30 protein-coding genes and 1 pseudogene are annotated in these 26,509 nt (G+C 72.3%); 21 read left to right on the top strand and 10 right to left on the bottom strand.

Features of this window, described 5'->3' with window-relative positions; translation table 11 throughout:
• The first annotated feature begins 32 nt into the window (after positions 1–32).
• Together OOK31_RS39015 and OOK31_RS39010 are read left to right on the top strand one after the other, a co-directional pair.
• Positions 33–788: a TetR/AcrR family transcriptional regulator gene (locus tag OOK31_RS39015; protein WP_267092190.1), complete on the top strand. Its 756-nt coding sequence runs from the start codon at positions 33–35 to the stop codon at positions 786–788.
• A 110-nt stretch (positions 789–898) separates the two neighbouring features.
• Positions 899–2,170, top strand: coding sequence for a cation:proton antiporter (locus tag OOK31_RS39010; RefSeq protein ID WP_267092189.1), 1,272 nt, complete (start codon positions 899–901; stop codon positions 2,168–2,170).
• A gap of 424 nt (positions 2,171–2,594) precedes the next feature.
• On the opposite strand, the gene OOK31_RS39005 is transcribed toward OOK31_RS39010, so the two are convergent.
• Genes OOK31_RS39005 through OOK31_RS38995 form a run of 3 tightly spaced genes read right to left on the bottom strand, consistent with a single transcriptional unit; the run spans position 2,595 to position 5,317 of the window.
• A complete protein-coding gene (locus tag OOK31_RS39005) occupies positions 2,595–2,999 on the bottom strand; it encodes a MarR family winged helix-turn-helix transcriptional regulator (RefSeq protein WP_267092188.1) in 405 nt (134 codons plus the stop codon).
• A gap of 4 nt (positions 3,000–3,003) precedes the next feature.
• Entirely contained in the window at positions 3,004–4,428 is a 1,425-nt protein-coding gene (locus tag OOK31_RS39000) for an MFS transporter (protein ID WP_267092187.1), read from the bottom strand.
• Between the two features lie 43 nt (positions 4,429–4,471).
• Positions 4,472–5,317 (bottom strand): NAD(P)H-binding protein, encoded by an 846-nt coding sequence (locus OOK31_RS38995; RefSeq protein ID WP_267092186.1) that lies wholly within the window; start codon positions 5,315–5,317, stop codon positions 4,472–4,474.
• A gap of 121 nt (positions 5,318–5,438) precedes the next feature.
• Between OOK31_RS38995 and OOK31_RS38990 the strand changes: the two genes are divergently transcribed.
• The 9 genes from OOK31_RS38990 to OOK31_RS38950 all read left to right on the top strand — a co-directional run bounded on the left by OOK31_RS38990 (position 5,439) and on the right by OOK31_RS38950 (position 12,928).
• On the top strand, positions 5,439–5,912 hold the full coding sequence (locus OOK31_RS38990; RefSeq protein WP_267092185.1) for a MarR family winged helix-turn-helix transcriptional regulator: 474 nt from the start codon (positions 5,439–5,441) through the stop codon (positions 5,910–5,912).
• Complete coding sequence (locus OOK31_RS38985) at positions 5,909–6,385, top strand: hypothetical protein (protein WP_267092184.1); 477 nt, start codon at positions 5,909–5,911, stop codon at positions 6,383–6,385. The genes OOK31_RS38990 and OOK31_RS38985 overlap by 4 nt, the downstream gene beginning before the upstream one ends.
• Positions 6,386–6,641: 256 nt before the next feature.
• Positions 6,642–7,271, top strand: a complete 630-nt coding sequence (locus OOK31_RS38980; RefSeq protein WP_267092183.1) for a ScbR family autoregulator-binding transcription factor — start codon at positions 6,642–6,644, stop codon at positions 7,269–7,271.
• Positions 7,272–7,509: 238 nt separating this feature from the next.
• Positions 7,510–8,415, top strand: a complete 906-nt coding sequence (locus tag OOK31_RS38975) for an AfsR/SARP family transcriptional regulator (RefSeq protein WP_267092182.1) — start codon at positions 7,510–7,512, stop codon at positions 8,413–8,415.
• Between the two features lie 75 nt (positions 8,416–8,490).
• Positions 8,491–9,231 (top strand): ScbR family autoregulator-binding transcription factor, encoded by a 741-nt coding sequence (locus OOK31_RS38970; RefSeq protein ID WP_267092181.1) that lies wholly within the window; start codon positions 8,491–8,493, stop codon positions 9,229–9,231.
• Between the two features lie 37 nt (positions 9,232–9,268).
• Complete coding sequence (locus tag OOK31_RS38965) at positions 9,269–10,090, top strand: AfsR/SARP family transcriptional regulator (RefSeq protein WP_267092180.1); 822 nt, start codon at positions 9,269–9,271, stop codon at positions 10,088–10,090.
• A gap of 44 nt (positions 10,091–10,134) precedes the next feature.
• On the top strand, positions 10,135–11,310 hold the full coding sequence (locus OOK31_RS38960; protein ID WP_267092179.1) for an epoxide hydrolase family protein: 1,176 nt from the start codon (positions 10,135–10,137) through the stop codon (positions 11,308–11,310).
• Between the two features lie 81 nt (positions 11,311–11,391).
• Positions 11,392–12,312 carry an NAD(P)-dependent oxidoreductase gene (locus OOK31_RS38955; protein ID WP_267092178.1) on the top strand — a complete coding sequence of 307 codons (921 nt, stop codon included), beginning with the start codon at positions 11,392–11,394 and terminating at the stop codon, positions 12,310–12,312.
• Between the two features lie 109 nt (positions 12,313–12,421).
• Positions 12,422–12,928, top strand: coding sequence for a DinB family protein (locus OOK31_RS38950; protein WP_267092177.1), 507 nt, complete (start codon positions 12,422–12,424; stop codon positions 12,926–12,928).
• A gap of 37 nt (positions 12,929–12,965) precedes the next feature.
• On the opposite strand, the gene OOK31_RS38945 is transcribed toward OOK31_RS38950, so the two are convergent.
• From OOK31_RS38945 to OOK31_RS38935, 3 genes are all read right to left on the bottom strand, one after another.
• Positions 12,966–13,514, bottom strand: coding sequence for a flavoprotein (locus OOK31_RS38945; RefSeq protein WP_267092176.1), 549 nt, complete (start codon positions 13,512–13,514; stop codon positions 12,966–12,968).
• 120 nt (positions 13,515–13,634) lie between these two features.
• Positions 13,635–14,138: an FBP domain-containing protein gene (locus OOK31_RS38940; protein ID WP_267092175.1), complete on the bottom strand. Its 504-nt coding sequence runs from the start codon at positions 14,136–14,138 to the stop codon at positions 13,635–13,637.
• Between the two features lie 42 nt (positions 14,139–14,180).
• Positions 14,181–15,005: an alpha/beta fold hydrolase gene (locus OOK31_RS38935; RefSeq protein ID WP_267092174.1), complete on the bottom strand. Its 825-nt coding sequence runs from the start codon at positions 15,003–15,005 to the stop codon at positions 14,181–14,183.
• Between the two features lie 186 nt (positions 15,006–15,191).
• On the opposite strand from OOK31_RS38935, the gene OOK31_RS38930 reads away from it, so the two are divergent.
• The 4 genes from OOK31_RS38930 to OOK31_RS38915 all read left to right on the top strand — a co-directional run bounded on the left by OOK31_RS38930 (position 15,192) and on the right by OOK31_RS38915 (position 17,967).
• The gene (locus OOK31_RS38930) at positions 15,192–15,767 is read left to right on the top strand and encodes a dihydrofolate reductase family protein (RefSeq protein ID WP_267092173.1); all 576 of its coding nucleotides are present in this window, start codon (positions 15,192–15,194) and stop codon (positions 15,765–15,767) included.
• A 55-nt stretch (positions 15,768–15,822) separates the two neighbouring features.
• Entirely contained in the window at positions 15,823–16,026 is a 204-nt protein-coding gene (locus OOK31_RS38925; protein WP_267092172.1) for a DUF4287 domain-containing protein, read from the top strand.
• A gap of 68 nt (positions 16,027–16,094) precedes the next feature.
• Entirely contained in the window at positions 16,095–16,955 is an 861-nt protein-coding gene (locus tag OOK31_RS38920) for an NAD(P)H-binding protein (RefSeq protein ID WP_267092171.1), read from the top strand.
• Positions 16,956–16,980: 25 nt separating this feature from the next.
• Positions 16,981–17,967 carry an AraC family transcriptional regulator gene (locus OOK31_RS38915; protein WP_267092170.1) on the top strand — a complete coding sequence of 329 codons (987 nt, stop codon included), beginning with the start codon at positions 16,981–16,983 and terminating at the stop codon, positions 17,965–17,967.
• Positions 17,968–17,975: 8 nt separating this feature from the next.
• Here OOK31_RS38915 and OOK31_RS38910 read toward each other — a convergent pair whose 3' ends face one another.
• Both OOK31_RS38910 and OOK31_RS38905 read right to left on the bottom strand, forming a co-directional pair.
• Positions 17,976–18,449: a GNAT family N-acetyltransferase gene (locus tag OOK31_RS38910; protein WP_267092169.1), complete on the bottom strand. Its 474-nt coding sequence runs from the start codon at positions 18,447–18,449 to the stop codon at positions 17,976–17,978.
• Positions 18,450–18,519: 70 nt separating this feature from the next.
• Entirely contained in the window at positions 18,520–19,191 is a 672-nt protein-coding gene (locus OOK31_RS38905; protein WP_267092168.1) for a ScbR family autoregulator-binding transcription factor, read from the bottom strand.
• Between the two features lie 141 nt (positions 19,192–19,332).
• Here OOK31_RS38905 and OOK31_RS38900 point away from each other — a divergent pair, with 141 nt between their 5' ends.
• Positions 19,333–20,181, top strand: a complete 849-nt coding sequence (locus OOK31_RS38900) for an SDR family oxidoreductase (RefSeq protein WP_267092167.1) — start codon at positions 19,333–19,335, stop codon at positions 20,179–20,181.
• Positions 20,182–20,195: 14 nt separating this feature from the next.
• On the opposite strand, the gene OOK31_RS38895 is transcribed toward OOK31_RS38900, so the two are convergent.
• Positions 20,196–21,197 carry a ScbA/BarX family gamma-butyrolactone biosynthesis protein gene (locus OOK31_RS38895; protein ID WP_267092166.1) on the bottom strand — a complete coding sequence of 334 codons (1,002 nt, stop codon included), beginning with the start codon at positions 21,195–21,197 and terminating at the stop codon, positions 20,196–20,198.
• Between the two features lie 583 nt (positions 21,198–21,780).
• Between OOK31_RS38895 and OOK31_RS38890 the strand changes: the two genes are divergently transcribed.
• From OOK31_RS38890 to OOK31_RS38870, 5 genes are all read left to right on the top strand, one after another.
• Complete coding sequence (locus OOK31_RS38890; RefSeq protein ID WP_267092165.1) at positions 21,781–22,446, top strand: ScbR family autoregulator-binding transcription factor; 666 nt, start codon at positions 21,781–21,783, stop codon at positions 22,444–22,446.
• A gap of 272 nt (positions 22,447–22,718) precedes the next feature.
• Positions 22,719–23,540 (top strand): AfsR/SARP family transcriptional regulator, encoded by an 822-nt coding sequence (locus OOK31_RS38885; protein WP_267092164.1) that lies wholly within the window; start codon positions 22,719–22,721, stop codon positions 23,538–23,540.
• 326 nt (positions 23,541–23,866) lie between these two features.
• Positions 23,867–24,688, top strand: a complete 822-nt coding sequence (locus OOK31_RS38880) for an AfsR/SARP family transcriptional regulator (RefSeq protein WP_267092163.1) — start codon at positions 23,867–23,869, stop codon at positions 24,686–24,688.
• 164 nt (positions 24,689–24,852) lie between these two features.
• Positions 24,853–25,152 carry a phosphopantetheine-binding protein gene (locus tag OOK31_RS38875; protein ID WP_267092162.1) on the top strand — a complete coding sequence of 100 codons (300 nt, stop codon included), beginning with the start codon at positions 24,853–24,855 and terminating at the stop codon, positions 25,150–25,152.
• Positions 25,153–25,164: 12 nt separating this feature from the next.
• Positions 25,165–26,145 carry an aromatase/cyclase gene (locus OOK31_RS38870; RefSeq protein ID WP_267092161.1) on the top strand — a complete coding sequence of 327 codons (981 nt, stop codon included), beginning with the start codon at positions 25,165–25,167 and terminating at the stop codon, positions 26,143–26,145.
• A 44-nt stretch (positions 26,146–26,189) separates the two neighbouring features.
• On the opposite strand, the pseudogene OOK31_RS38865 reads toward OOK31_RS38870, so the two are convergent.
• Positions 26,190–26,509: pseudogene (locus OOK31_RS38865) on the bottom strand (2-oxoacid:ferredoxin oxidoreductase subunit beta); the annotation flags it as partial.

Here is a 26,509-nt window from a genome sequence, read left to right as displayed (position 1 = left end):
ACGCGGTTTTGGTTCGAAGGCAAGGGGATCCGGTGACGAAAGAACAGTGGGGCGCGGCGGTGCGGCTGTTGTGGGGGCCGCCGGTCACGCCGGCGCGGGGGCCCCGGCGCGGGCTCACGCTGGCGGGCATCGCGGGGGCGGGGGTGCAGATCGCCGACGCGGAGGGGCTGGGCGCGGTCTCCATGCAGCGGGTGGCCGGGGAGCTGGGGGTCACCAAAATGGCCCTCTACCGGTACGTCCCGGGGAAGGCGGAGCTGGTCTCGCTGATGGCGGAGGCGGCGATGCCGGACCCGGCGGCGGGGCTCGACGCGGCGCTGGCGGGGGCCGGGGGCGGCTGGCGGCCGCGGCTCGGGGTGTGGGCGCGGGAGCTGCTCGCGGGGTTCCGGGCGCATCCGTGGCTGCTGGAGGCCACGGTGGGCGCGCGGGTGATGGGGCCGCGGGAGGTCGGCTGGCTGGAGCGGGCCGTCGCGGCGCTGGAGGGGTGCGGGCTGGGCGGCGCCGAGCAGATGGACGTGGCGGCGCTGATCGCCGGGCACGTACGGGGCATCGCGGAGCAGGAGCGGGCGACCGGGGGCGGGGCCGGGGGGCCGGAGGCGGAGTTCGGGGCGGTGCTGGGCGAGGTGATGCGGACGCACGGCGCGGACTACCCGGCGCTCGGGGCGGCGTTGGCCTCCGTCGCCGCGCACGGGGGGCAGGACCAGGCGCTGGACTTCGGGCTGGAGCGGATCCTGGACGGGATCGGGCTGCTGGTGGCGCGTAGGGCGGAGCAGGGCGACCCCCTGAAGTAGCGCGGGGTTCGGTTGCGAGGGGGTGGGCGCGGGGGAGGAGGGGGCTGTTCGGCGTTCGGCGTTCGGCGCTTGGCGCTTGGCATTCGGCATGCGGCGTTCGGGGAGGGGCTGTGGCGGGTGGGGTGCTGGCTGCCGTGGCGGTGGTGGTCCTGGCGTGCTGGGCCGGGGGCGCGCTGGTCGGCAGGCTCGGGCAGCCCGCCGTGGTGGGGGAGATCGGGGTCGGGATCCTGCTCGGGCCGTCGTTCCTGGGGTGGGTCTGGCCGGCGGGGCAGGAGTGGCTGCTGCCGGACGAGGTGACCGCGCAGCTGGGGGTACTGGGGACCCTCGGGCTGGTGGTGTTCATGTTCCTGGTGGGGCTGGAACTGGAACTCGGGCTGCTGCGGGGCCTCGGGCGGACCGTGGTGCTGGTGAGCCAGGGAAGTGTGTGGGTGCCGCTGGGGCTCGGGGGGCTGCTGGCGCTCGGGATGTACGGGTCCTTCGCGCCCGAGGGGGTGGGGCGGGCGGAGTTCGTGCTGTTCGTGGCCGTCGCCATGAGCGTGACGGCGTTTCCCGTACTGGCGCGGATCCTCACGGAACAGGGGCTGTACGGGACGCCGGTGGGATCCCTCGCCATGGCGTGCGCGGCGGTGGTGGACGTGGTCGCCTGGTGCCTGCTCGCGGTGGTGGTGGCCGTGGCGGGCGGCGGCGGGGTGGGGGCCGGGCTGGGGCGGGCCGCGCTCGCCGGGGTGTTCCTCGCCGGGATGTGGTGGGGGGTGCGGCCGTTGCTCGCGCGGGGGGCGGCGGCGGGGTGGGGGGTGCGGCGGGGGACGGGCCGGCCCGGGAGCGGGGTGGCGGCGCTGCTGTTCGGGGGGATCTGCCTGGCGGCGTACGGGACGGACGCGCTCGGGGTGCACGCGCTGTTCGGGGCGTTCGTCCTCGGGGCGGTGATGCCGCGGGGGGTGAAGGCGGTGGAGCGGGCGGCCGGGCGGATGCGGGAGTTCGTGGTGCCGGTGCTGCTGCCGCTGTTCTTCGTGGGGAGCGGGCTGCGGACCGATGTGGGGCTGCTGGGTGGGGGCGGCGGTGGGGCGTGGTGGTGGGCGGCCGGGGTGCTGGCGGTGGCGGTCGTCGCGAAGTGGGGCGGGGCGACGGCCGCCGCGCTGGTGGCGGGGCAGGGCGCGCGGGACGCGGTACTGCTGGGGGCGCTGCTGAACTGCCGGGGCGTGACGGAGCTGGTGGTGCTGAACGTGGGCCTCGGGCTGGGGGTGATCGGGGCCGAGCTGTTCACGATGCTGGTGCTGATGGCTCTGGTGACGACGGCTGCCACGGGGCCGGTGGTGCGGGTGCTCAGGCCTGACGGCGTTGACGGTGGCGGGTGCGCGGGGCGGCGGGCTGTGGGGCGTTAACGGCGTTAACGCCGTTAACGGTGGCGGGTGCGCGGGGCGCGGGGTGTTAACGGCGTTAAGGGTGGCGGGCACGTGGGGCGTGGAGCGTTAACGGCGTTAATGGTCCGGTGCGGGAAGCAGCAGAGGTGCGGGGCGTTAACGCCGTTAACGGTGGCGAGGCCGTGGCGGCGCGGGGGCATTAACGGCGTTAACGATGGCGGTGCCGGAGGCTGCGGGGTCGTGGAGCGTTAACGGCGTTAACGGCGTTAACGGTGGCTGAGGCGCGGCGTCGTAGGGCGTTGGCCGGGGTGGGTGCTGCGGGGTTGCGGGGGCGTGGGGCTCAGGGGGTTAACGGCGTTAACGGTGCGGGGTGGGGCTGCGGGGGGTTAACGCCGTTAACGGTGGCCGGTCCGCGGGGCTGCGGGGCCGTCGGGCGTTAACGCCGTTAACGGTGCTCGAGGTTGTGGGTCATGCGTTCCAGGACGGAGACGGCGATGCGGTACTCCTCCGGGGAGATGCCGGTCGTGGACAGGGCGCGGAAGGCGGCGACGTGTTCGGCGACGGCCGCCAGGCGGGTGCGGCCGTCGGCGGTCAGGGCGAGACGGCCTGCTTCCGGGCGGGTCAGCCAGCCGTCGTCGAGGCCGGTGCGGATCGCGGCGGTCAGGTCGGCGGGGCCGGCGTTGGCGGCGAGGAAGGTCAGTACGTCGGTGTCGGTGGCCTGCGGGGTGTCCTCGACGACGTTGAGGACCTGCCAGCCGAGGCGGGTGAGGCCGGACTCGGACAGCAGGGAGTCCATTGAGTCGGTGAGGGCCTGGTCGGTGCGGTTGAGCCAGTAGCCGATGGGCTTCATGTCGTCACTCCGAAGTGGGCGCGTGATGCTTGGGGAGGAGCCCTACGAGGGCGCAGCAGGCGAGGGTGGCCGCCGCGACGGCGGCGAGGCTGTGGGTGAGGGCGTCGGTGGCGGAGCCCGGGGTGTGGAAGTAGACGGTGGTGACGGCGGCGGCGCCGATGCTGTTGGCGAGCTGGGTGACGGCTGACAGGGAGCCGCCGGCGCTGCCGGCCTGCTTCGGGCCGGTGTCCCCGAGCGTGACCTCGTAGAGGGTGCCGAAGCAGGTTCCGAGGCCGAGGCCGGTGAGGAACAGCGGCCCGGCGAGGGTCCACGGCGTCGGGGTGGCGGCCTGGGCCAGGGCCAGGAGCGACAGGGTGCCGGTGAGGGTGAGCAGGAGGCCGGCGAGGACCAGGGTCCGGCCGAGTCGGGCCTTCAGCGGGTGCGCGGCGATCGAGGCGGCGACGATGCCCACCGCGATCGGGGCGAGGGCGAGCGAGGCCCCGGCGGGTGTGCGGCCCGTCCCGTTCTGGAGGAAGAGGGAGAGGACGAGGAGCAGGCCCGCGACAGCCGCGTAGAAGACGAGGCCCAGGAGCAGGCCGGACGTGAAGCCCCGGCTGCGCAGCAGTGAGGGCTCGACGAGGGGGGCGGCGGCGGTGCGCTGGCGTAGGCAGAACAGGGCGAAGGAGGCGGCTCCGGCGGTGACGGAGAGGACCGGGAGGAGCGTCCAGCGGTGGCCGGAGCCGTCGATGAGGCCGTGGAGCAGGCCGAGCATCGTGGCGGCGAGGAGGGCGGCTCCGGGGGCGTCGACGGTGACCGTGGCGTCGCCGGCGTCGCGGGGCAGGAGCCGTACGGCCAGGGTGATGGCCAGGCCCCCGAGGACGATGTTGATCAGGAACATGGAGCGCCAGCCGAAGCCGTCGACGAGGAAACCGGCGAGGACCGGGCCGCTGACCGCCGACAGGCCGAGGCAGGGAGCGAAGACCCCGAACGCCTTGCCGATCTCCTCCCGGGGGAAGACCGCGCCGAGGATGCCGAAGCCCTGCGGGATGACGAGGGCGCCGAACGCCCCCTGGAGCAGGCGGAACCCGATGAGGGAGCCGGGCCCGGCGGCCAGCCCGCAGGCGACGGAGGCGAGGGTGAAGCCGGACAGGCCGACGAGGAACAGGCGGCGGCGTCCGAAGCGGTCGCCGAGCCGGCCGCCGACCACCAGCAGGACGCCCATGGCCAGGGCGTAGGAGGCGCCGAGCCACTGGACGAGGGTGTCGCCGCCGTGGAGGTCGGCGGTGATGGCCGGGGCGGCGATGTTGGTGACCGTGGCGTCGAGGAGGTCGAGGACCGCGGCGAAGAGGACGACGGCCAGGACGGCCCAGCGGCGCGGATCGGGGTGGGCGGCGTTAACGGCGTTAACGCCGTTAACGGTGGCGGGGGTTCGGGAGGGGGCGGAGGGCATCGGATTTCCTTGGGCGCGGGGAAGGGCGTACGGGCCCTCCCGGTCAGTGCCGGGTGAAGGCGGCGGCGTTCTCGTCGGCCCACTGGCGGAAGCTGCGGGCGGGACGGCCGAGCAGGGTCTCGGTGGTGTCGGCGACGGTGGCGGGGCCGTGCGCGTCGGCGGCCTCCCACAGGTCGAGGAGCGAGGTGACCATCGGCGCGGGCATGTGGCCGGACATCTGCTGCTCGGCCTCGGCGCGGCTGATGTGCTCGACGGGGATCTCCCGGCCGACGGCGTCCGAGAGGACGGCCAACTGCTCGCGGAAGGTGAGGGATTCGGCGCCGGTCAGGGTGAGCGAGCGGCCGGTGAGGGCGGTGCCGGTCAGGGCCTCGAAGGCGATGTCGGCGATGTCCTCGGGGTGGATGGGCGCGATGTGTGCGTCCGGGTAGGCGAGCTGGACCGGCATCGAGCGGCCGATGGGCCGGGCCCAGCCGAGGGAGTTGCTGGCGAAGGCGTCCGGGCGCAGGAACGTACAGGTCAAGTCGGAGGCGGCGAGGGCGCGCTCGACCTTGAGGCTGTGGGAGGCGAGCGGGTCGTTCTCGGCGTCGGGGCCGAGGACCGAGGACGAGGACAGCAGGACGACGTGCTCGACGCCGGCGGCCTCGGCGGCCTCGACCAGGTCGTGGATGCCGGCGGGCTGCGGGTAGAGGAAGACCTGGCGGACGCCGCGGAGCGCGGAGGCGAAGGTCTCGGGGCGGTCGAGGGCCAGTTCGGCGGTCTCGACGCCGTCGGGGACGGTCAGTTCGGCGGGGCGGGCGCTGGCGGCGCGGACGGTGAGGCCGGCGGAGTGCAGACGGGTGATGAGGGCCTGGCCGACCTTGCCGCGGGCGCCGGTGACGAGGGTGGTCATGAGGGACTCCGATCGGGTGTTCGTTCCGGTGTTCGCTTGCTGAAGACATATGCATGCTTGCATGCACACGTTTTCACGTCAACACATGTTTGTGAGAGTTCATCTATGTACGATGGGCGGCATGACGAAGCGCGAGCCGGAAACAGCCGATGAGCTGCTGAACGCCGTGGGCCCGGCCTTCGGGAAACTGCGGCGCTCCTCCCTCCTGGAGGTCGAGGACCCCATCTCCCAGAAGGACCTGAGCCGCACCCTGGTCCTGAACATCGTCCTGGAGGCGGAGCAGGACGACGAGGCCCGCGAGGTCACCGTCGGAGGGGTGGGCGAGTACCTGGGCACCGACCCCTCGGTGGCCAGCCGCATGGTGTCCGACTGCATCTCCGCCGGGTACCTGATCCGCGCCGCCTCCCAGCAGGACGGCCGCCGCACGGTCCTCCACCTCAGCCCCGAGGGCAGGGAGCTGATGACCCGCTTCCGCCGCCACCAGCGCTCGGCGTTCGAGCAGATCACCGCCGACTGGACCGAGGGCGAACGGCTGGAGTTCGCCCGGCTGATGCTCAGGTACGTCGACGCCCAGAACGCCCTGCGCGCGCGATGACGCTCCTGCTGCTGCCGCTGATACCGGGCGCGTTGATCGCCGTACTGGTTCTGCTGGGTTACGGCTTCTCCGGTTTGGTCCGGGCCGGACTGCGGCGGGCCGGCCGCGAGATGTGGCTGCGCGGGTTCGCCTTCCTGCTGGGCGGGCTCGCGACGGCCTTCTACCTGTGGGGGCTGCTCTTCGTCGCGGGTGCGGTCCTGGGCGCGGAGGAACACGGGGCCGGATCGTCCCCGCCGATGCCGTGCCGGACGCCGGGGCAGGAGGAGCGGGCGGCGCACGTCATCGACTACTCCGTGAGCTACGTGCCGCTGCGCTTCGTCTGTGAGACGACGGGCGGCGGGACTTACGACCCCGGGTCGGTGCCCGGTTACGTGAACCCGGCCGTGCTGGGCTTCGCCGTCGGCGCTGCCGCGTGCGCAGGGGCGGCCCGCTTCGGCGCGGGGCGCTGGGGGACGGAGCGGCCCGCCGGGTGAGGGGGGCGGGAGCGTTAACGGCGTTAACGCCGTTAACGCTTCAGTGCGCGGCGGTGCCCGGCCGTGTGACGCGGGCGGCGGGCCGGGGGTGTTAACGGCGTTAATGCCGTGAGGCCGTTAACGGCGTTAACGCCGTTAACGCTGACTGGAGGGTGGGGCTCCGGTGGGAGTCCGGTCCGGCTCCGGTGCGGGCGCCGACTGTGGCGGCGAGGATCTCGCGTCCCTTCCAGGGGGAACCGCCGCGGATGGAGCCCCCATGGTCAAGCAGGAGCGTGCGGCGCGCACGCGGGAAGCCCTTGTGCGCGCTGCCGCCGAGGCGTTCGCCGAGGAGGGTTTCGTCGCCGCGTCGATCGCCGCGATCAGCCGCCGGGCGGGCCTGACCTCCGGCGCGCTGCACTTCCACTTCGAGAGCAAGACCGCGCTCGCCCTGGCCGTCGAGGACCGGGCGGCGGACGCCATGGGGCGCATCACCCGGAGGGTGGGAGCGCGCGGCGAGGACGGGAACCCCCTGCGGGCGCTCGTCGCCTCCACGTACACGCTGATGGACCGGCTCGCCCAGGACGTGGTCGTCCGGGCCGGCTTCGCGCTGTCCGCCGACGTCACGCACCGCGGCCGGGTGGATCTGCGCGGCCAGTGGAGCGTCTGGGTGAGCGAGTTGCTCGGCGAGGCGGAGCGGGCGGGGCTGCTCGCCGAAGGGGTCTCCCCGCAGGACGCGGCCCGCGTGGTCGTGGCCTCGACCGTGGGCCTGGAGGTGCTGGGCGTTGCCGAGCCCGACTGGGCCGCGCCGCACACCCTCGCCCGGATCTGGGCCCTGCTCCTGCCGCGGATCGCCGCTGACGGGCAGGCCCTGGACGGGCTGCTGGACGCGGCCAATAAAACAGACTGAACGGTCTCTTTTCTGGAACCCGGGAGGCCCTGCGGCCCCCGTCAAGGGGTGGTCCAGGCGGTCGGTGCTGCCCTGAGACTTTCGATGTGTGGCCGTATGGGCAGCTCAGCTGGGGTTCTTGAGTGAACCTGGAGTATTACTGGCTACAAAACAGCGCGGACGGTTTGATATTGACAAACCGCTGGGCCTGTTTTCTACTGACTCTTGCGACTCATCCAAGGACACAGGGGAGTACGACGTGGACATCGATGTACTGGGCGCACTGGCCGTGCGGGAGAACGGGATCTCCATCACGCCGACCGCCCCCAAGCCCCGGCAGGTCCTGGCGCTCCTGGCCCTCCATGCCGACCAGGTCGTGCCGGTATCGGCACTGATCGAGGAGCTGTGGGGCGGATTACCGCCCCGCAGTGCCCGTACGACGCTCCAGACGTACGTCCTCCAGCTGCGCGCGCTCATCGCGACCGCGCTGGAGGACACCGACGGCAGCAGCCGGGCGCGCACCGCGAAGGACGTGCTGGTCACGCTCCCCGGCGGCTACCTGCTCAGCAGCGGAGGCGGGACCAGCGATGTCCGCGAATTCGACCGGCTGTCCGGAATGGGCTACCGGGCCATGGACGCCGGGGACTTCCCCGGCGCGGCCCGGCTGCTGCGCGAGGCCCTCGCCCTGTGGTCGGGGCCGGCCTTCGCCGACGTACAGGGCGGCGTGCAGCTCGACATGGAGACCCGCCGCCTGGAGGAGACCCGGCTGTGCGCGCTCGACCAGCGCATCGAGGCCGACCTCCGGTTGGGGAGGCACCGTGAACTCCTCGCGGAACTGACCGTGCTGGCCAGCCGCTACCGCACCCACGAGAACCTGCACGGGCAGTTCATGCTCGCCCTGCACCGCTCGGGGCGCCGCGGCGAGGCCCTGGACGTGTACCAGCGGCTGCGCGCCACCCTCGTACGGGACCTGGGGCTGGAGCCGTCCGGGGCGCTGCGCCGCTTGCAGCGCTCGATATTGATGGCGGGTCCGGAAGGCGCGGGCGTCGCGGCCGGTGCGGCTGCCGGGGTCGGCGTAGGCGCCGGGGTGGGCGCCGGGGTCGGCGTCGGTGCCGGTGAGGCCGTGGCCGGGGGAGTGCGGGTCGAGCGGCTCGTACGGGCCTGAGCCCGGCCGGTGCGGGCGGCGGGCTTGGACGGTGCCCGCGGCGCAAGGAAGCCGGGGGCGGAAGGAGACGGAGCGGTGCAGGAGAGGTCGGAGCGAACCCGGAGGCGGCTGGTCTTCGCCGGGGCCGAGATGTTCCACCGCAACGGATACGCCAACGCGACGCTCGGCGAGATCGCGGGTGCGGCCGGAGTGACGAAGGGGGCGCTGTACTTCCACTTCGCCTCGAAGGACGAACTCGCGGACGCCGTGCAGCAGCGGGGCTGCGGGCTGTTGCACGAGGCCGTGCGCGGGCTGCGCGAGTCCGGTGCCTCGCCCTTGCAGGCGCTGATCGACACGACGCACTGGCTGGCGCGCACGCTGCACGAGGACCCGGCGATCCCGGCGAGCTTCCGGATCACGAAGGAGTGCGCCGGGCAGCTGCCGGCGGTGGTGGACTTCCACGGGACGTGGCTCTCGGCGGTGTGCGGGCTGCTGAGGATGGCGCGGGACGTCGGTGAACTGCCGCTGCGCGGGACGGGCAGTGCGGCGGGCGGCGCGGCGGGCGAGGACGCCGCCGACGGGACCGGTGCGAGCGGTGGGCCCGACGGGTGGGAGAGCGCCGAGGCGCTGGTGGCCGCCGCCGTCTGCGGGATCGAGGTCCTGGCCGGGACCGGGCTCACGTACTGGGAGTTGCAGCGCAAGGTGGCCGCCCTGTGGGGGCTGCTGCTGCCGAGCCTGGTCGGGGAGGACCGGGTCGGCGAGTACCGGACGGGAGCGGTCGATGCCCGTGCGGTGGGCGGGGAGCGGTGTTACGAGTTCCTCGGCAGTGGGGTCTAGGCCGTCCAGGCCGTCTCTGGAGTGCGGAGGGGAGACCGTGAAAATTCAGGTTCTGGGTCCGTTGAGCGCCGAGGTCCAAGGGCGCTCGATCGTGCCGACGGCGGGCAAGCCGCGGCAGATCCTCGCCCTGCTCGCGCTGCACCCGGGGCGGGTGGTGCCGGTACCGACCCTCATGGAGGAGATCTGGGGCCACGACCTGCCCCACAGCGCGCTGACCACCCTGCAGACGTACATCCTCCAGCTGCGCCGCAGGCTGGGCACGGCCATGGGGCCGGGCCGGCCGCAGGGCGCCAAGGAGCTGCTCGCGACACGGCACGGCGGGTACCTGCTGCAGGTGCCCTCGCGGGCCGTCGACGTCAACGAGTACGACACCCTCGTCGCCGAGGGCCAGAGCGCCTTCGAGGACGGTGACGACGAGGGAGCCGCCGGGCTGCTGCGGGGCGCGCTCGCGCTGTGGCAGGGGCCCGCACTGGTCGACGTACGGGTCGGGCCGGTCCTGGAGATCGAGGTCATGCGGCTGGAGGAGAGCCGGCTGGTCGCGGTGGAGCGGCGGATCGACGTCGACCTGCGGCTCGGGCGGCACACCGAACTCCTCGCGGAACTCACCGAACTGACCGCCCGGCACCCCCAGCACGAGGGGCTGCACTCCCAGATGATGGTGGCGCTGTACCGGTCCGGCCGGCAGGCGACGGCCCTGGACGTCTACCGCCGGCTGCGCAACCGCCTCATCGGGGACCTGGGCGTCGAGCCGTCCCCGCAGCTGCAGCGGCTGCACCAGGCGATGCTGACCGTGGACCCGGCCCTCGACGTCCCGGCGGGCCCCAGGCGCGGCTCCACCTTCGACCTCTACGCGGCCTAGGACCCGGTCCCGGGGCCGGGGCGGCGGGCTGGCATCGTGAGGGGATGGATGATCACGGTGTGGGGCCTGTGCCGTTTCGGGTCGCGGTGGCGCAGGAGGAGCTCGACGACCTCGCGGAGCGGTTGCGGCGGGTGCGGTGGCCCGACGAGCTCGACGGGGTGGGACGGGCGTACGGGATGCCGCTGCGGGAGGTGCGCGAGCTCGTACGGTACTGGCGCGAGGAGTACGACTGGCGGGCCGCCGAAGCGCTGCTGAACCGCTGGCCGGAGTTCACCACCCGGATCGACGGGGCGCGGGTGCACTTCGCGCACGTCCGCTCGCCCGAGCCGGACGCCACGCCGCTGCTGATGACGCACGGCTGGCCGGGGTCGTTCGTGGAGTTCCAGCGGGTCGCGGGCCCGCTGACGGACCCCCGCGCGCACGGCGGGGACCCCGCCGACGCCTTCCACCTGGTGCTGCCCAGCATCCCCGGCTTCACCCTGTCCGGGCCGACCACCGAGACCGGCTGGGAGTTCAAGCGGGTCGCCCGCGCCTTCGGCGTACTGATGGAGCAGCTCGGGTACGAGCGGTACGGGGTCCAGGGCGGTGACTGGGGCGCCGCGATCTCCCGCGAGCTGGGCCGGGCACGGCCCGGGAACGTGATCGGGGTGCACCTGAACCTGCTGCCCGGGGCCGGCGCCACCGCCGAACCGCAGGAAGCCGAACTGGCCGCCCTCGACCCCGCCGAGCGGGAGCGGACCCTGGCCTCCTGGGAGCGGTACCGGGTGTGGGCCCGGGAGCGGCAGGGCTACGCCGACATCCAGGCGACCCGGCCCCAGACCCTCGCGTACGCGCTGAACGACTCGCCGGTCGGGCTGCTCGCCTGGATCGGGGAGAAGTTCGCCGAGTGGAGCGATCCCCGGTGCCCGATCGACCGGGACCAGATGCTGACCAACGTGATGCTGTACTGGCTCACCGGTACCGCCGGGTCCGCCGCGCGGATCTACTACGAGCGCGCGCACGCCGACTACTACGGGCAGCCGCCCGAGGTGTCGTCCACACCGACCGCCCTCGCCGACTTCCCCCGGGACAACTTCATCCCGCTGCGGCACGTCGCCGCGCGCACCGACTCGGTCGTGCGCTGGACCTCGTACGACCGGGGCGGGCACTTCCCCGCCATGGAAGTGCCGGAACTGCTGGTGGGGGACGTACGGGCCTTCTTCCGGGAGCTGGTGCTGTGACCGGGGTCACTTGAGGGGGTGTCACGGATCGGCCCCCTCGTCGGTCTCCTCTGTGGGACGACGACGACGAAGGAGGCCGACATGAGGGTTCTGCTGGCGGGTGCGAGCGGGGTACTGGGACGCGCGGCGGTACGGGCCCTGCGCGCCGAGGGGCACGAGGTCGCGGGACTGGGCCGGGGCGCCGGCATGGACGTACGGGCGGACCTGCTCGACCGTGAGGCGCTGCTGCGGGCGGTCGACGGGCGGGGCTTCGACGTGGTCGTGCACGCCGCCACCGCGCTGGGCGGCAAGAGCCTGGCCCGGCACCAGGACATGGACGGCACCAACCGCCTGCGCACCGAGGGCATGGTGAACCTGATGGCCGCCGCCCGCGAGACCGGGGCGCGGCGGGTGGTCGTGGAGTCGATGATGTTCGGCTACGGCTACGGGGACCACGGCGGGGCGCTCGTCGGCGAGGACGACGGCTTCGGGCCGCGCGGCGCCAACGCGGCGCTGGAGCGGCACGTCGGCGCGATGCGGACCAAGGAGGAACTGGCCTTCACCACCGACGGGATCGAGGGGATCAGCCTCCGCTTCGGCCTGTTCTACGGGGCCGGCACCACCGACGCGCACCTCGTGCCGCTGCTGCGCGGGCGCAAGCTGCCGGTGGTCCCCGAGCGGGGACTCGCGGTCAGCTGGGTGGAGGTGGAGGACGCCGCCCGCGCGGTGGTCCTGGCCGTGGAGTCGGGGCGGGGCGGGCAGGCGTACAACATCGCCGACGACACCCCGATGAGCTGGGGCGGGCACGTCACGGTCGCGGCGCGGGCCTTCGGGGCGCCGGCGCCGAGGAAGGTGCCGCTGTGGGTGCTGCGGGCGGCGCCGCTCGCGCACACCCTGATGACCACCGACCTGCGGCTGTCGAACGTCAAGGCGTTCCGGGAGCTGGGCTGGGAGCCGACGTACCCGGGCGCGGTGGAGGGCCTGCGGGCGCTGGCCTCGGCGCGGGCGGGGATCGCCGCGTGAGCGGGGCGTGGGCGCGGGGCGCGGGTGCGGGGCGGGTGCGCGGTCCGCGGGGGTGTCCGGCATGTGGAATGGCGGGTGGGGTCCTCCGTAGCGTCGCGATCATGGCCCGATGAACGACGAACAACGCACCCGGCCCGTCCTCGTGGGCGACGAACGGGCGACCCTGACCAGCGTCCTGCAGTGGCAGCGCGACACCCTGATGATGAAATGCGCGGGCCTGACGCCCGAACAGCTGCGCCGCAAGGCGGTCGCGCCCTCGGGCCTGAGCCTGCTCGGGCTGGTCCGGCACCTGGCGGAGGTCGAGCGCGGCTGGTTTCGCAACGTGCTGAACGGCGAGGACGTCCGCGGCTACTTCCCGAAGAACGCGGCAGGGGAGTGGACGGAGTTCCACGTCGAGGACGCGGACCCGGCGGAGTCCTTCAGGATCTGGGAGGAGACCTGCGAGCGGTCGCGGGCCGTCGTGGCGGCCGCCGAATCCCTCGACGTGCAGGGCTCCTACGGGGAGCAGGGCTACTCCCTGCACTACATCCTGGCGCACATGATCGAGGAGTACGCCCGGCACAACGGGCACGCGGACCTGTTGCGCGAGGCGATCGACGGGACGACCGGGGAGTAGGCGGAGCGGGCCGCCCGGCCGCCCGCCTGGTCCCGGCTCAGGCCTGCGGGGTGGCGGCCGTCCGGTCCACGGCGTCCAGCGCGGCCTGCCACGGGAAGTGCGGCGGCGCGTCCGGCCCGGCCGGGCCGGGGACGAACCCGCCCTCCCCGTACAGCAGCTCGGCGCCCGCGCCGCGCAGCACGGCCAGCGACTGCTCGAACTGGGGGTGCGCGGCGAGCGCCGCGTTCGTGCACGGCATGGCCACCACCGGGGTGCCCTTGCCGAGGGCCTCGGCGGCGACTCCGACGGTGAAGCGTTCGGTGAGCCCGAGGGCCCAGGAGTTGACCGTGCTGAAGGTCGCCGGGGCGAACAGCAGGGCGTCCGCGGCCGGCCACACGTCGGGCTCCCCGGGCATCTTGTACTGCCAGCGCACCGGGTTGCCGGTCAGGGCGGCCAGCCCGTCGAGGCTCCCGGACACCCACTGCGCCGCCGTCGGGGTCAGGCCCAGGCACACGTCCCAGCCGCGCGACTGGGCGTCCTCGATCACATGGGCCACGTCGAACACGGGCGGGGCGGCGGAGCAGAACAGGTAGAGAGTCCTCGTCATACCGTCATGTGATCACATCTGTTGACCTCGACGGTCCTTGAGGGGGCCGCATGATCGCCATGGAGATCGACATCACTGCGCGGCTCCCGCGCCCGGCGCGGGTGCCGGGGCGCGGGAAGGTCAGCCCGCGGTGATCCTGGCCGTGAAGGCGTCCAGGTTGCCCCACATCCGGGCGAGGCGCTCGTCCACCGTCAGGGACTCCTCGTGACGCCCGGCGCGCAGCTTGGGCTGCCGCCTGCCCCGTACGTACAGGGGGCAGGCGAGGTCCGCGCAGATGTAGGTGCCGACCGTGTTGCCGTCGCGGCCCCGGGCGCCGGCCAGGGGCGCGGCGAGCAGGGTGACCCCGGAGGAGGCGTGCCCGGTCAGGCAGATCTGGCACTGGCTGGACTTCATCGCGCTGGTACGGCCCACGGCGGGCACCCGCAGGGAGATGCCCACCGGGCCGTCGGGCCGGGGCACGACGAGATGGGCCCGCAGCGGGGCCCCCGGGTCCACCCATCCCAGGAAGTCGAGTTCCTGCCAGGGCAGTTCGGCGAAGTCGAGCGGCAGTCGCAGCCGCGCCGCCTCGCCCTTGGTGCAGTTCACGAAGGACGATCGGATGTTTTTCTCACTGAGCGGTTCCACGGGGGTCGACCTTAATGCGGGTTCAGGGCGGTTTGCACCTGGTTATCGCGCGCCGCTGCGCCCGTCCACGCAGGTCAGGAAGCGGGAGAGCAGCGAGTGCAGGACCTCCGGGCGGTCCAGGTGGACGTCGTGGCCCGCGTCCGGGACGCACACCAGGGCGGTGTCCGGGTGGTGCGCGGCCAGCTCCAGCATCCGGTCGGACTCCTCGGCCGGGACGATGCCGCGCTGCCCCAGCACGACCAGTGCGGGGCAGGCGATCGCCTCCCATTCGGGCCACCAGGGGCGCAGGGTCACGGGGGTGATGGCGGCGACCATGACGTCGACGTCGAAGCGCGGGTACCAGCCGTCGGCGCGCTGCTCCAGGCCCGCCGCCCAGGCCTCGCTACCGAGGAACTCCCGCGCCGCGTCGAGGGAGGGGAAGGGGACCGGCCAGGAGCCGAGCGCCTCCGCGATCTCCTTCGGGGTGTCCGGGCCGGCGGCGGCCGGGCCCGCGTCGACGAGGACCAGGCCGCGCACCAGCTCCGGGTGGGCGGCGGCGGTCAGCATCGCCGTGTGGCCGCCGAGGGACTGGCCGGCCAGCACCGGACGGTCCAGGCCCAGTTCCGCGATGACGGCGACGACGTCCGCGACGTAGGCCCCGCGCGAGACGTCGGCCGGGCGGCGCTCGCTCGCGCCGTGGCCGCGCTGGTCGACGGCGATGACGCGGTGGCGGGCGGAGAGGCGCGCCGCGGCGGCCTCCCATTCCCCGGCGTGCCCGGCCAGGCCGTGCAGGAGGACGACGGGGGTGCCGTCGCCGCCCGAGTCGCGGCAGGACAGGCGTACGCCGTCGGGGGTCGTCACGTGGTGCTCGGTCCAGGTCGAGGTCATCACAAGATCATGCAAGTTTTCCGGGCCGGGAGCGATGAGTTTCCGGCGCGGGCCCGGTCCATCCCTGTGGCAGGGGAACGAGCTGGTGAGCGGCCCGGGACCATTGATGTGGACAGCGTCCACATCAGCTTGTAGGCTGCGGATCGTCCAGATGTGGACGCCGTACACATATCGAGGGGAATCATCATGCGCAAGGTCATCGCCTCCGTCTTCGTCTCCATCGACGGGGTCTTCGAGGACCCGAGCTGGTCCATGCCGTTCTGGAACGACGAGGCCGCGAAGTACGCCGGCGCCCAGATGGACGAGGCCGGCGCGCTGCTGCTGGGACGGGTGACCTACGAGGGCATGGCGCCGGCCTGGACGGCCCGCGCGGAGGGCGCCGACAGCGGTACCCGGCGGATGAACGCCCTCCCGAAGTACGTCGCCACCCGCGGCGCCGGCATCGCCCCCGGCACCCCCGAATGGAACGCCACCTTCCTGACCGGCGACCTCGCCTCCGAGGTCGCAGAGCTCAAGCGGCAAGGCGGCGGCGACCTGCTCGTCTACGGCAGCGGGCAGCTGGTCAACGCCCTGCTGGCGCACGGCCTCCTGGACGAACTGCGGCTGTGGACGCTGCCCGTGGTGCAGGGCAAGGGCCGCAAGCTCTTCGACGAGGACTCCCCCGTCACGACCCTGACCCCGCTCGGCACCACCGACCTGGGCGGCGGCGCCCTGGTCCACGCGTACGGGCCGGCGGCCGCGCCGTCCGCGCCGTCCGCCTGAGCACCGCCCTGGCACTTCTCCCCGTACCGATCACACACCGACAGGAGCACCGGACATGAGCGAACCCGTGAAGGGCCCCGCCAGCTACTTCCCCTCCATCGAGAAGAAGTACGGCCGCCCGGTCGAGGAATGGAAGGAGCTCATCCGCTCCTCGCCGCTGACCAAGCACATGGAGCTGGTCGGCTGGCTCAAGACCGAGCACGGCATCGGGCACGGCCACGCCAACGCCTTGGTCAAGCACACCCTCTCGGAGGAGTAGACGCTCGCGTATGCGGATGAGCTTCTCGGCGATGTCGCGTCTCGCCGATCGGAGCTTGACTGGGTGTCATGACGAAGAACGCGAACGAGACGCAGAGCACCACGCAGACCAGCACGCAGGACGAGACGGTCACCCTCGTCCTCGGGGGCAACGGCAAGACGGGGCGGCGCGTCGTGGAGCGCCTCAGGCTCCAGGGCCGCCCGGTCCGGGTCGGATCGCGGGCGGGCGAACCGCCTTTCGACTGGAACGAGCCCGCCACCTGGGGGCCGGCGCTGGAGGGCATCGGCCGGGTGTACGTGACCTACTTCCCAGACCTCGCCTTCCCCGGCGCCGCCGAGCAGGTCGGAGCCTTCGCCGAGGCGGCCGTGACCGCCGGGGTCCCCCGGCTGGTGCTGCTGTCCGGGCGGGGCGAGGAGGCCGCCGAGCACAGCGAGACCCTGCTGAAGGCCTCCGGCGCCGACTGGACCGTCGTCCGCGCCAGCTGGTTCAACCAGAACTTCGACGAGAGCTTCTTCCTGGACCCCGTACGGGCCGGGGTGATCGCCCTGCCGACGGGGGACGCGGTCGAGGCCTTCGTCGACGCAGACGACATCGCCGACGTCGTCGTGGCCGCGCTCACCGACGACCGGCACATCGGCCGGACGTACGAGCTGTCCGGACCGCGCCTGATGAGCTTCACCGAGGTGGCCGCCGAACTGTCGAAGGCGACGGGCCGGGAGATCGTGTACGTCCCCGTCTCGGACGCGGAGTTCCGGGCCGAACTGCGGGAGCACGGCCTGCCCGAGGACTTCGCCGAGCTGTTCGCGCTGATCCTCGACGGGCGCAACGCGCACCTGGTCCACGGCGTCGAAGAGGTACTGGGTCGCGCGCCGCGGGACTTCGCCGACTTCGTCCGTGAGGCGGCGGCCACCGGTGTGTGGGACGTCTGAGGTCCGGGCCGGGCAGGATGGGGTCATGGACACGCTGACCGGTCTCCTCGAAGGGCCCAAGGCGCGGGGCGCCTTCCTGCAGAAGTCCGTCCTCAACCCGCCGTGGGCCCTGCGGATCGAGGACCGGGCCGCGCTGTCGGTGATGACGCCGGTGCGCGGAACGGCCTGGCTGGTGCCCGACGACGGAGAACCCGTCCTGGTCGGTCCGGGCGACGTGGCCGTCGTACGGGGACCCGACCCGTACACCCTCTCCGACACCCCCGGCACCCCGGTGGGCATCACCGTCGGCCCGGACCAGCGGTGCAGCACGGACGCGGGCGAGGACGTCACCGACACCCAGGCGCTGGGCGTACGGACCTGGGGGGACACCGTCCAGGGCCCCAGGACGTCGGTGGTGCTCAGCGGCAGCTACCAGGCGCCGGGGGAGGTCGGGCGGCGGCTGCTGGGCGCGCTGCCGACGGTGCTGGTCCGGCCGGCGGGGGCCGCCGACGCCACCCTGATCGCGCTGCTCGCCTCGGAGATCACCCGGGACGAGCCGGGCCAGGAGATCGTGCTGGACCGGCTCCTCGACCTGCTGCTGATCGGCGTCCTGCGGGCCTGGCTCGCCGCCCCGGGATCGGGGGCGCCGGCCTGGTACCGGGCCCAGGGCGACCCGGTCGTCGGGGTGGCGCTGCGGATGCTGCACGAAAGGCCCGCGCACGGCTGGACGGTGGAGGAACTGGCGCGCGCGGCCGGGGTGTCGCGGGCCTCGCTGGCCCGGCGCTTCACCGAGCTCGTCGGGGAACCGCCCGTCGCCTACCTGACGGGCTGGCGCCTCGCCCTGGCCGCCGACCTGCTGCGCGAACCCGACGCCACGGTGGCGACGGTGGCCCGGCGGGTCGGCTACGGCAGCGCCTTCGCCCTGTCGACCGCCTTCAAGCGGGTCCGGGGCGTCAGCCCGCAGGAGTTCCGCGCGGGCGCCGCCCCGGCCGCCCCGGCGGCGGCGCCGCCGCGGACGGTGGTGCTGGCCTGAGGGGCCGGTCAGGCGAGGTCGAGGACGCCGACGGGCTGGTCGCCGCTGACCTCGCCCGTGAGGCGGAAGCCCAAGCCGAGGTAGAAGGGCTCGGGGCTGCCCTCGCCGGTGTGCCAGGTGACGTACGCCTGCGTCCCGCCGCGGCGGCGGATCTCGTCGGCGACGGCGAGGACCGCGAAGCGGCCGTAGCCCTTGCCCTGGTGGCCGGCGGAGATGTTCAGCCGCCACAGGCCGGAGCGGCGGTGCTCGGGGTCCTTCGCCGGGTCCCAGACGATGTCGAGGAAGGCCATCGCGAAACCGACGACCTCGTCCCCGTCGACGACGGCCCGGGGCCAGGCGGTGGGCCCGTGCGCGTAGGCCTCGGCGAGGGACTTCACGACGGGCGAGACGAGGTGCTCCTGGTGCGGGTGTATCCGCACGGCGCACACCGCGTCGAAGTTGTCCGGGGTCACCGGCACCAGACGGAGCGTTGAACTGATCATGTGCGCAGACTAGTTCCGCTGCGTGCCGGACCTTCAGGAGTTAAAACGGACCATCCGGTATGTCAGGTCCTCAGGCGCGGACGGCCACGCCCTGCTCTTCGGGCAGGGCGCTCGTGGCCTCGGTATAGACGTCGTATCCCCGTGTCTCGCCGAGGTGCAGGGAAGTGAGGACCGAAGGGACCGCGATGCTGGGCAGCAAGTGGCGCAGCAGCGCCGTGACCCGGATCACGAGGTCGTGGTAGTCGGTGAGGGCCTGGGACATGGACTGGATGCCGGCGTAGGAGCCGACGATGATGTCGGCGGTCTCGGCCGGTACGACATGCGGCAGCAGCTCGCCCTGGGCCTGGCCCTTCTCCAGCCGCTCCAGGACGGGAGCGGCCCACGTGCGGAACGGCCCGCTGCGGTCGAGCCCCTGCGACCGCTGGTCCATGGTGAGACGCACAGCGGCCCGGACCATGGCGTCGGTCTGCAGGCGATAGGTGTGCAGCATGACGATGTCCACGATCTCCTGGATCTTGGACGCCCGCTCGGGGAGGACGAGGTTCTGGGCCTGTGCGCTGAGAACCCCCTGCGCCAGGTCGTCCTTCGACTGGAAGTGGAAGTACAGGGCTCCCTTGGTCACCCCGGCCTCGGTGAGGATCTCGGAGATCGTGGCGGCCTGATAGCCGTTCTCCTCGAAGATCTTTGCCGCCGCTGACAGGATCGCCCGACGCGTGCGGATGGCCCGGACTTGCTCAGCCACTGTGCGTCCCTCCTCAACAAGACTTCCTGGCCGGCGGAACTCGATGCAAACCGCCCGTCCCGTACGTATCTTACAGCGGGTAACTGCAATGCAAACGCTTTCGCCGCCGTGGTGGCGGAACGGTGACCAGGAGGGCGGACGATGATTCTCGTGACCGGAGCCACCGGAACGGTCGGTCGGGAGGTGCTGCGTCGGCTCGCCCCCGGCCTCGCGGTCCGTGTCATGGCCAGGGACCCGCAGAGGGTGGCGGGAGCGTCGCCCACGACGGAGACCGTCCACGGGGACTACGGCGATCCGCGGTCGCTGGACCAGGCGCTCAAGGGTGTGGACAGCGTGTTCCTCGTGACCAGCCGGGTCGGCGGGGACGACGATGCGCGGTTCGTCCGGGCCGCGGGGTCGGCAGGGGTACGGCATGTGGTGAAGCTCTCGGCCGCCGCAGTCGAGGACAGCCAGGCCGATGACCTGATCACCTGTTGGCAGCGGGAGAACGAGGATCTCCTGCGCGGGTCCGGGATGGACTGGACCCTGCTGCGTCCGCGCTCCTTCATGTCCAACACTCTGTCCTGGGCATCCTCCGTACGCTCGGACGGTGTGGTCCGGGCCCTGTACGGAGCTTCGGCCAACGCCTGCGTGGATCCGCGTGACATCGCGGAGGTGGCGGTGCGCGCGCTCACCGGGACAGGGCACGGCGGCCGGGCGTACACGTTGACGGGGCCGCGGGCGATCACTGCGGTCGAGCAGACGGCCCAGCTGTCCGAGTTGCTGGGCCGTCCCGTGCGGTTCGAGGAGCTGGGCCGGGAGCAGGCTCGCGCGCTCTGGGGGAAGCGCTATCCAGAAGCCCTGGTCGAGGCGTTGCTGCGCAGTGCCGAGCGCCAGCGCGACGGAGCCAAGCTCCGCGTGGAGAACACGGTCCACGAGGTGGTGGGCAGGCCGGCGGCGTCGTTCCGGGAATGGGCGGGAGGACATCTCGCGGCGTTCACGCACCGCTGAGGGCGCCTGCTCGGTCAGGCCACGTGCGGGGCTGCCGTCACGGTGGAGCTGAAGACCAGCTCGCCGTTCTGGTGGCCCGTCACGTATACGGCGTCGTCCGTTCCGGGCCCGTCCTGAGGCAGGAGGCGGGCCTCGATCACGCAGGGCGCGTCCAGCTCGGCGTACCGCTTGAAGTCGCCCGAGACGCTGAGCGGCAGGAAGGAGGAGCGCCCCAAGGTCGCGGCGGCCGCCTGACGGGCGGCTTCGAGGAGCGTCATGCCCGGGACGTGGTCGACCGGGTGGTCGAAGAGGACGGGGTGGAGCGTGTCCACGCGCAGCTGCCACTGGTTCGGCTTGCCGACGGGGGAGAGGACCACATCGGTCGGGGACAGCCGCCCCACGCTCTGCGGTGCGACAGGGGCCGTCAACGGCAGCGGGCGGTGGTCGCCGGTCAGTACGTGCTCGGGTCGCAGTCGCTGGTACACGGCCGGGCTGGCGCAGGTGTAGGACAGCCGGCCCGTCGCCACGACCTCTCCCTCCCGGCGGACCACGGCCTCGTAGCTGAGCCATGACAGCATGCCGCCCCGCCGCTTGACCTCGACGCAGGTGACCTCGATGTCGAGCGAGGCAGGTGTCGAACGGACCTGGAGGTGTTCCGGGTGGACGTTGAGGCTGACGTCCCACCACAGGAAGTGATGGCCGAACGGCACTCCGAACTCGGCGTGCGCCAGCAGACTGCCGATCTGCCTGATCGTTTCTCCGCAGAGAAGAGGATCGTGGTAACCGCCCGTCACCGGGGTGTAAAAGCTGTGGCTGCGGGGCCACTGCGCGGTCACCGTGAAGTGGGTGTCGTCGATCCGCTCCCAGTCGGTGAGCAGAACCTCGGCAACTGACGCGCGGTGTACTAATTCCTTCGGAACGGTGGCGGTCAGGGACGGGTAGCGGTGACCCCGCGTTCTGAGTGGTGAACCCGTGCCCTGCCACGCCTTGGCTTCGGTAGCCGCTGCGCGCTCGACTTGAAACGTGCTCGCACTCATTGTTCCCCCTAGACAGCACTGGCGAGATTTAGGTGTGGCTGCAGAGAAAATATATACCAACCGGTTTTTTATCTATAGGGAGTCCAGGCCTCGGTATCGCGATAACCGGATGGGTGAATTCCGGACAATCGCACCAGGAGGTTCGCCCGGGCTCGCGCCGGTTTGGCGGCTGCGGGGCTGTCCGTGATCGGCGGGGCCGCGTTCTGGTGGGCCAGGGGTTCCGGTTGGGGCGGCTGGGATGGCAGGGCGGCCCAGGAAGGTCAAACGGGCTGGGTGAGCGCGCGGGTCGCCTCTGGGCATGTGCCACCGGCGACTGCCGGGCCTCTCCGGCGGGAGGGTTGCCGGGGGAGGTGTCGGGGTGAGTTCACGGCCTGTTCATGACTTGCCTCACGAGGACATCACCCGTCCCCAAAAACAGGGTTAACGGTTTGTTACGGTGAGCGGTCGGCGGCGTGGGGGACACCGGCGTCTCCTGAGTCGCGCTCCAGTACGGGTCCGGTACGGCTCCGGCCGGGAAGGTGATCATGAAGCGGAACGGTCGTCGCCACTGGGCAAACCGTTGAACCCGGTTTGTGGAGATCGCATGGTCAAGCAGGAACGCGCCGCCCGCACGCGGGAGACCCTTGTCCGCGCCGCCGCCGAGGTGTTCACCGAGGAGGGGTTCGTCACCGCCTCCATCGCGGCGATCAGCAAACGCGCCGGCGTCAGTGCCGGAGGGCTGCACTTCCACTTCGGGAACAAGGCGGCGCTCGCCGATGCCGTGCTGCGGCGGGCGTCCGAGGCCGTGCGGGTGATCACGGTGTCCCGGCTCTCCGGGGGCAACGCCCTTCAGGTGCTGGTCGACTCGACGCACGACCTCATGGCGCTGCTGGCCCACGACCCGGTCGTCAGCGCGGGCTTCGGGCTGTGCGCGGCCAGCACCTCGCGGCCCGCCCCCGACGGCAGTCACGGCTTCGATCTGCGCCGGCAGTGGCGGCGCTGGGTCGAGGCCATGTTCCGCGCCGCCGACCAGGAGGGGCGGCTCGCCGACGGGGTGTCGCCGGACGACGCGGCCGCCGCCGTCGTGGCGGCCATCGTGGGCTTCGAGGTCCTCGGGGCCGCCGAGCAGGGGTGGTTCGCGCAGTCGTCGCTCACCCGGTACTGGACGCTGATGCTGCCGCGGCTCGCCGCGCACGGATCGCTCGGCGAACTCCTCGCCGACGGGACCCGCGCGGAGCGCCTCGCCCTACCCGTCGGCGCGGCCGACTGACGCGACCAGTCGGTCGGTTCTTAAGTGGAATATGCCCCTCGGGACCTGTCCCGAGGGGTGTTTTTTCGCGCTCTCCAGGGCCTTGGAAGCCGCTCCCGACCCCCTCTTGACCGGTCAAGTCGCAGGTCGGGGGCGGTTTGAGGGGTGCGGAAGGGTGTGTGGTGCAAGGAAACGGCGCAAGCGGTTTGGTATTGACAAACCGGGGCTCCTGTTTTTTGCTCATTCCGGTGAAGTTCAAGGGCTCATCCACGGACGAAGTAGGGGAGTACGGCGTGGACATCGATGTACTGGGCGCACTGGCCGTGCGGGAGAACGGGATCTCCATCACGCCGACGGCCGCCAAGCCCCGCCAGGTGCTGGCACTGCTCGCGCTCCACGCGGACCAAGTGGTCCCCGTGGCGGCCCTGATCGAGGAGCTGTGGGGGGAGGAGCCCCCGCGCAGTGCCCGTACGACGCTCCAGACGTACGTCCTCCAGCTGCGGGCCCTCATCGCGACCGCGCTGGAGGGCACCGACGGCACCCGGACCCCCAAGGACGTCCTCGTGACGCTGCCCGGCGGGTACATGCTGAGCAGCGCCGGGGGGACCAGTGATGTCCGCGAATTCGACCGGCTGGCCGGAATGGGCTACCGGGCCATGGACGCCGGGGACTTCCCCGGCGCGGCCCGGCTGCTGCGCGAGGCGCTGACGCTGTGGTCCGGGCCGGCCTTCGCCGACGTACAGGGCGGTGTGCAGCTCGACATGGAGACGCGGCGTCTCGAGGAGACCCGGCTGTGTGCGCTCGACCAGCGCATCGAGGCCGACCTCCGGCTCGGCCGGCACCGTGAACTCCTCGCGGAACTGACCGTGCTGGCCAGCCGGTACCGCACCCACGAGAACCTGCACGGGCAGTTCATGCTCGCCCTGCACCGCTCCGGGCGCCGCGGCGAGGCCCTCAGCGTCTACCAGCGGCTGCGCGCCACCCTGGTGCGCGAGCTCGGCATCGAGCCCTCGTCGGCCCTGCGGCGGCTCCAGCGGTCGATCCTGATGACCGGCCCCGAAAACCCGGTGGAAACCCCGGAGACGGCCCGCAAGCGACTGGCCCGCGTCGGCTGAGAACTCACCGAAAGGTAATTGCCCGCTCATTTGCGGTAGCTGTCCGGTAAATGCGTTCAAGGATTCCGGGCGAAATGTGCTGGGGAAATCGTGAGGGTCGTAAGCGGAATGTTGGTGGTAAGGGCCTCGGCCCTGGAAGGGGCGGTAATCGGACGTCTGATCGGAACCTATCAGTTTCCGTGGTCTACCCACTCCCGTGTTTCGGAGAACCGCTCGACGTCGGCTTGAGGTTTCGGTGATGTTGCCCTGGGCGGCCTTATCGTTCTCGCGTCGAATACTGAAAACCGGGAGTAGCTCGACGAAATGCGGAGGGGAGACGAGAGACCGTGAAGATTCAGGTTCTGGGGCCGTTGAGTGCCGAGGTCAACGGGGCATCGATCGTTCCTACGGCAGGCAAACCGCGTCAGATCCTGGCGCTTCTGGCGCTCTACCCGGGGCGGGTGATGCCCGTACCCACGCTCATGGAGGAGATCTGGGGAACGGACCTGCCCCAGAGCGCGCTCACCACCCTGCAGACGTACATCCTCCAGCTGCGCCGCAGGCTGGGCACGGCGATGGGGCCGGGGTCCCCGGCCACGGCCAAGGACGTGCTCGCGACCCGGCACGGCGGATACCTGCTCCAGATCCCGGCGGAGTCCGTGGACGTCCACGAGTACGAGAGCCTCGTCGCCGGCGGCCAGAGCGCCTTCGACGACGGCGACGACGAGCGCGCGGCGGACCTGCTGCGCAAGGCGCTCGGCCTGTGGCAGGGCCCCGCGCTGGTCGACGTACGCGTCGGGCCCATCCTCGACATCGAGGTGCTCAGGCTCGCCGAGAGCCGCCTCGTCGCCACCGAACGGCGCATCGACGTCGACCTCCGGCTCGGCCGGCACACCGAACTCCTCGCCGAGCTGACCGAACTGATCGCCCGGCACCCCCAGCACGAAGGTCTCCACTCGCAGGCGATGGTCGCCCTGTACCGCTCCGGCCGCCAGGCCACGGCACTGGACGTCTACCGCCGCCTGCGGACACGCCTGATCGACGAACTGGGCGTGGAGCCCTCGCAGCAGCTGCAGCGCCTCCACCAGGCGATGCTGCGGGTGGACCCGGCGCTGGACGTCGTGGCCGGCCCGCGCCGCACCTCCACCTTCGACCTGTACGCGGCCTAGGCCCGCGCCCCCGGGCGCGGCCCGCCGCGTGCGGTCCGCGTGCGGGCCGGGGGAACAGAGGAAGAACAGACGTACCGCTTCGAGCCTGTCTCAACCGCCCTCGGCCACGCTCGGGTCCACCCGGTACGCGTCCGCGTGCTCGCGGACGACGAGAGAGGTACGCCATGGACCGGCTGGAACTCACCGCTCTGACCCGCATCCTGCGGGCCTGGGAAGGCGATGAGGAGGGCGTCGACCTCACGGACGACGTCCTCGACCTGTACTGGGTGGAGCTCGGCTACGACTGCCTCTCCGTCCTGCAGACCACCGGCTACATCGAGCGGAAGTTCGGCATCCTCCTCGACGGGGAAGCCCTCGAGGCGGCCGACACCCCCCGGCGCTACCTCGGCCTGGTCAACGCGGAACTCCACCGGAAATCCAGAGACCTTCCGGCGGTTGCGGACAGGCTCTGCATCAAGCGTTGAGAGGGGTGTCTGATGGCTGTCGAGCGAGTACACCGGATGTCGTTCGCGGTGGACGCGGCGGCACCGGCCGCGGTCCTGTACGGCCTGGTGGCGGACTCCACCCACTGGCCGCTGTACGTACCGGCGACCGTGCACGTCGAACGACTGGACTTCGACGGGACACGGGACCGCTACTCCCTGTGGGCCGGCGCCGACGGCGACGTACGCCAGTCGGTGTGGCGCAGGACCCTGGACGCGGAGCGGCTGCGGATCGACTTCCACCAGGAAGTGCCCGCGGCGCCCGTCACCTCGACCGGCGGCAGCTGGACCGTCGACGAGCTCGCCCCCGGCTGGTCGCGGCTCACCCTGGAGCAGTACGTCACCATCGCCGGGAACCGGGCCTCCGACGTCGAGCGGACCCGCGCGGCCACCGAGGCCGACAGCCGGGCCGCGCTCGCCCGCTTCCGGGAACTCGCCGAGCGCTGGGACCGGCTCGACGGACTCAGGCTGGCCTTCGAGGACTCCGTACGGATCGAGGGGCCGGTGGCCGAGCCGGTGTACGCCTTCCTGTACGACATCGGCGCGTGGCCCGGCCGCGTCCCGCACATCGTGCGCGCCGACGTGACCGAGGACCGGCCCGGCATCCAGCGGGTCGCCACCGACACCCTCACCCTCGACGGGTCCGTCCGCACCGCGGACTCCGTACGGCTGTGCTTCCCCGCGGCCGGCCGCATCGTCCACAAGCAGACCCGGCCCACCGCCCTGCTCGCCGCGCACACCGGCGAGTGGTCGGTCCTCCCCGACACCACCGGGGTCACCGTGGTCTCCCAGCATGAGGTGCTGCTCGACGAGACGATGGTCGAACGCGTCCTCGGCCCCGACGCCGATCTGGAGCAGGCCCGTCGGCATGTCCGCGAGGCCCTCGGGCGCGAGAGCGAGGCCGTCCTGCGGATGGCCCGCCAGCACGCGCGGGACTCGGCTCCCGACCAGGTCAGGGCCCTGCGGGTGCTGTGAGAGCCGGACCGCGAGCGGAGGTCCGGCTCCCAGCTGGCTGCCGATTACCTGCCGGCGACCGTCCACGTGTCGTTGCCGGTGAGCAGGGCGTCCAGGTCGGCCTTGCCCTGCTGCTCGACGGCGGTGTCGAGCTGGTCGGCCATGAGGGTGTCGTAGACCGGCCGCTCGATGCTGCGGAAGACGCCGATGGGCGTGTGGTGCAGGGTGTCGGGGTCGGCCAGCCGCGAGAGGGCGAACGCGGTGGTGGGCGAGGCGGCGTTCGCGTCGTGGACGACGACGGCCGACTCGTTCTCCGGGGTCACCGTCACGACCTCCAGGTCCCCGGTGGCCGGGTTGCGCACGACGCCCTTGGCGTCGTCGGCGC

The sequence above is a fragment of the Streptomyces sp. NBC_00249 genome (genome assembly GCF_026342355.1).
GTDB lineage: Bacteria > Actinomycetota > Actinomycetes > Streptomycetales > Streptomycetaceae > Streptomyces.
The sequence above is the reverse complement of the archived record's forward strand: the minus strand, read 5'-3'. Positions and strand labels throughout refer to the sequence as shown.

Coding starts and splice junctions, on each gene's coding strand:
- OOK31_RS38955 (WP_267092178.1), top strand. CDS start 11,392: ATGAGGGTTCTGCTGGCGGGTGCGAGCGGGGTACTGGGACGCGCGGCG.
- OOK31_RS39005 (WP_267092188.1), bottom strand. CDS start 2,999: ATGAAGCCCATCGGCTACTGGCTCAACCGCACCGACCAGGCCCTCACC.
- OOK31_RS38890 (WP_267092165.1), top strand. CDS start 21,781: ATGGTCAAGCAGGAACGCGCCGCCCGCACGCGGGAGACCCTTGTCCGC.
- OOK31_RS38945 (WP_267092176.1), bottom strand. CDS start 13,514: ATGACGAGGACTCTCTACCTGTTCTGCTCCGCCGCCCCGCCCGTGTTC.
- OOK31_RS38900 (WP_267092167.1), top strand. CDS start 19,333: ATGATTCTCGTGACCGGAGCCACCGGAACGGTCGGTCGGGAGGTGCTG.
- OOK31_RS38960 (WP_267092179.1), top strand. CDS start 10,135: ATGGATGATCACGGTGTGGGGCCTGTGCCGTTTCGGGTCGCGGTGGCG.
- OOK31_RS38980 (WP_267092183.1), top strand. CDS start 6,642: ATGGTCAAGCAGGAGCGTGCGGCGCGCACGCGGGAAGCCCTTGTGCGC.
- OOK31_RS38950 (WP_267092177.1), top strand. CDS start 12,422: ATGAACGACGAACAACGCACCCGGCCCGTCCTCGTGGGCGACGAACGG.
- OOK31_RS38995 (WP_267092186.1), bottom strand. CDS start 5,317: ATGACCACCCTCGTCACCGGCGCCCGCGGCAAGGTCGGCCAGGCCCTC.
- OOK31_RS38875 (WP_267092162.1), top strand. CDS start 24,853: ATGGACCGGCTGGAACTCACCGCTCTGACCCGCATCCTGCGGGCCTGG.
- OOK31_RS38920 (WP_267092171.1), top strand. CDS start 16,095: ATGACGAAGAACGCGAACGAGACGCAGAGCACCACGCAGACCAGCACG.
- OOK31_RS38990 (WP_267092185.1), top strand. CDS start 5,439: ATGACGAAGCGCGAGCCGGAAACAGCCGATGAGCTGCTGAACGCCGTG.
- OOK31_RS38925 (WP_267092172.1), top strand. CDS start 15,823: ATGAGCGAACCCGTGAAGGGCCCCGCCAGCTACTTCCCCTCCATCGAG.
- OOK31_RS38895 (WP_267092166.1), bottom strand. CDS start 21,197: ATGAGTGCGAGCACGTTTCAAGTCGAGCGCGCAGCGGCTACCGAAGCC.
- OOK31_RS39000 (WP_267092187.1), bottom strand. CDS start 4,428: ATGCCCTCCGCCCCCTCCCGAACCCCCGCCACCGTTAACGGCGTTAAC.
- OOK31_RS38870 (WP_267092161.1), top strand. CDS start 25,165: ATGGCTGTCGAGCGAGTACACCGGATGTCGTTCGCGGTGGACGCGGCG.
- OOK31_RS38935 (WP_267092174.1), bottom strand. CDS start 15,005: ATGACCTCGACCTGGACCGAGCACCACGTGACGACCCCCGACGGCGTA.
- OOK31_RS38910 (WP_267092169.1), bottom strand. CDS start 18,449: ATGATCAGTTCAACGCTCCGTCTGGTGCCGGTGACCCCGGACAACTTC.
- OOK31_RS38915 (WP_267092170.1), top strand. CDS start 16,981: ATGGACACGCTGACCGGTCTCCTCGAAGGGCCCAAGGCGCGGGGCGCC.
- OOK31_RS38985 (WP_267092184.1), top strand. CDS start 5,909: ATGACGCTCCTGCTGCTGCCGCTGATACCGGGCGCGTTGATCGCCGTA.
- OOK31_RS38930 (WP_267092173.1), top strand. CDS start 15,192: ATGCGCAAGGTCATCGCCTCCGTCTTCGTCTCCATCGACGGGGTCTTC.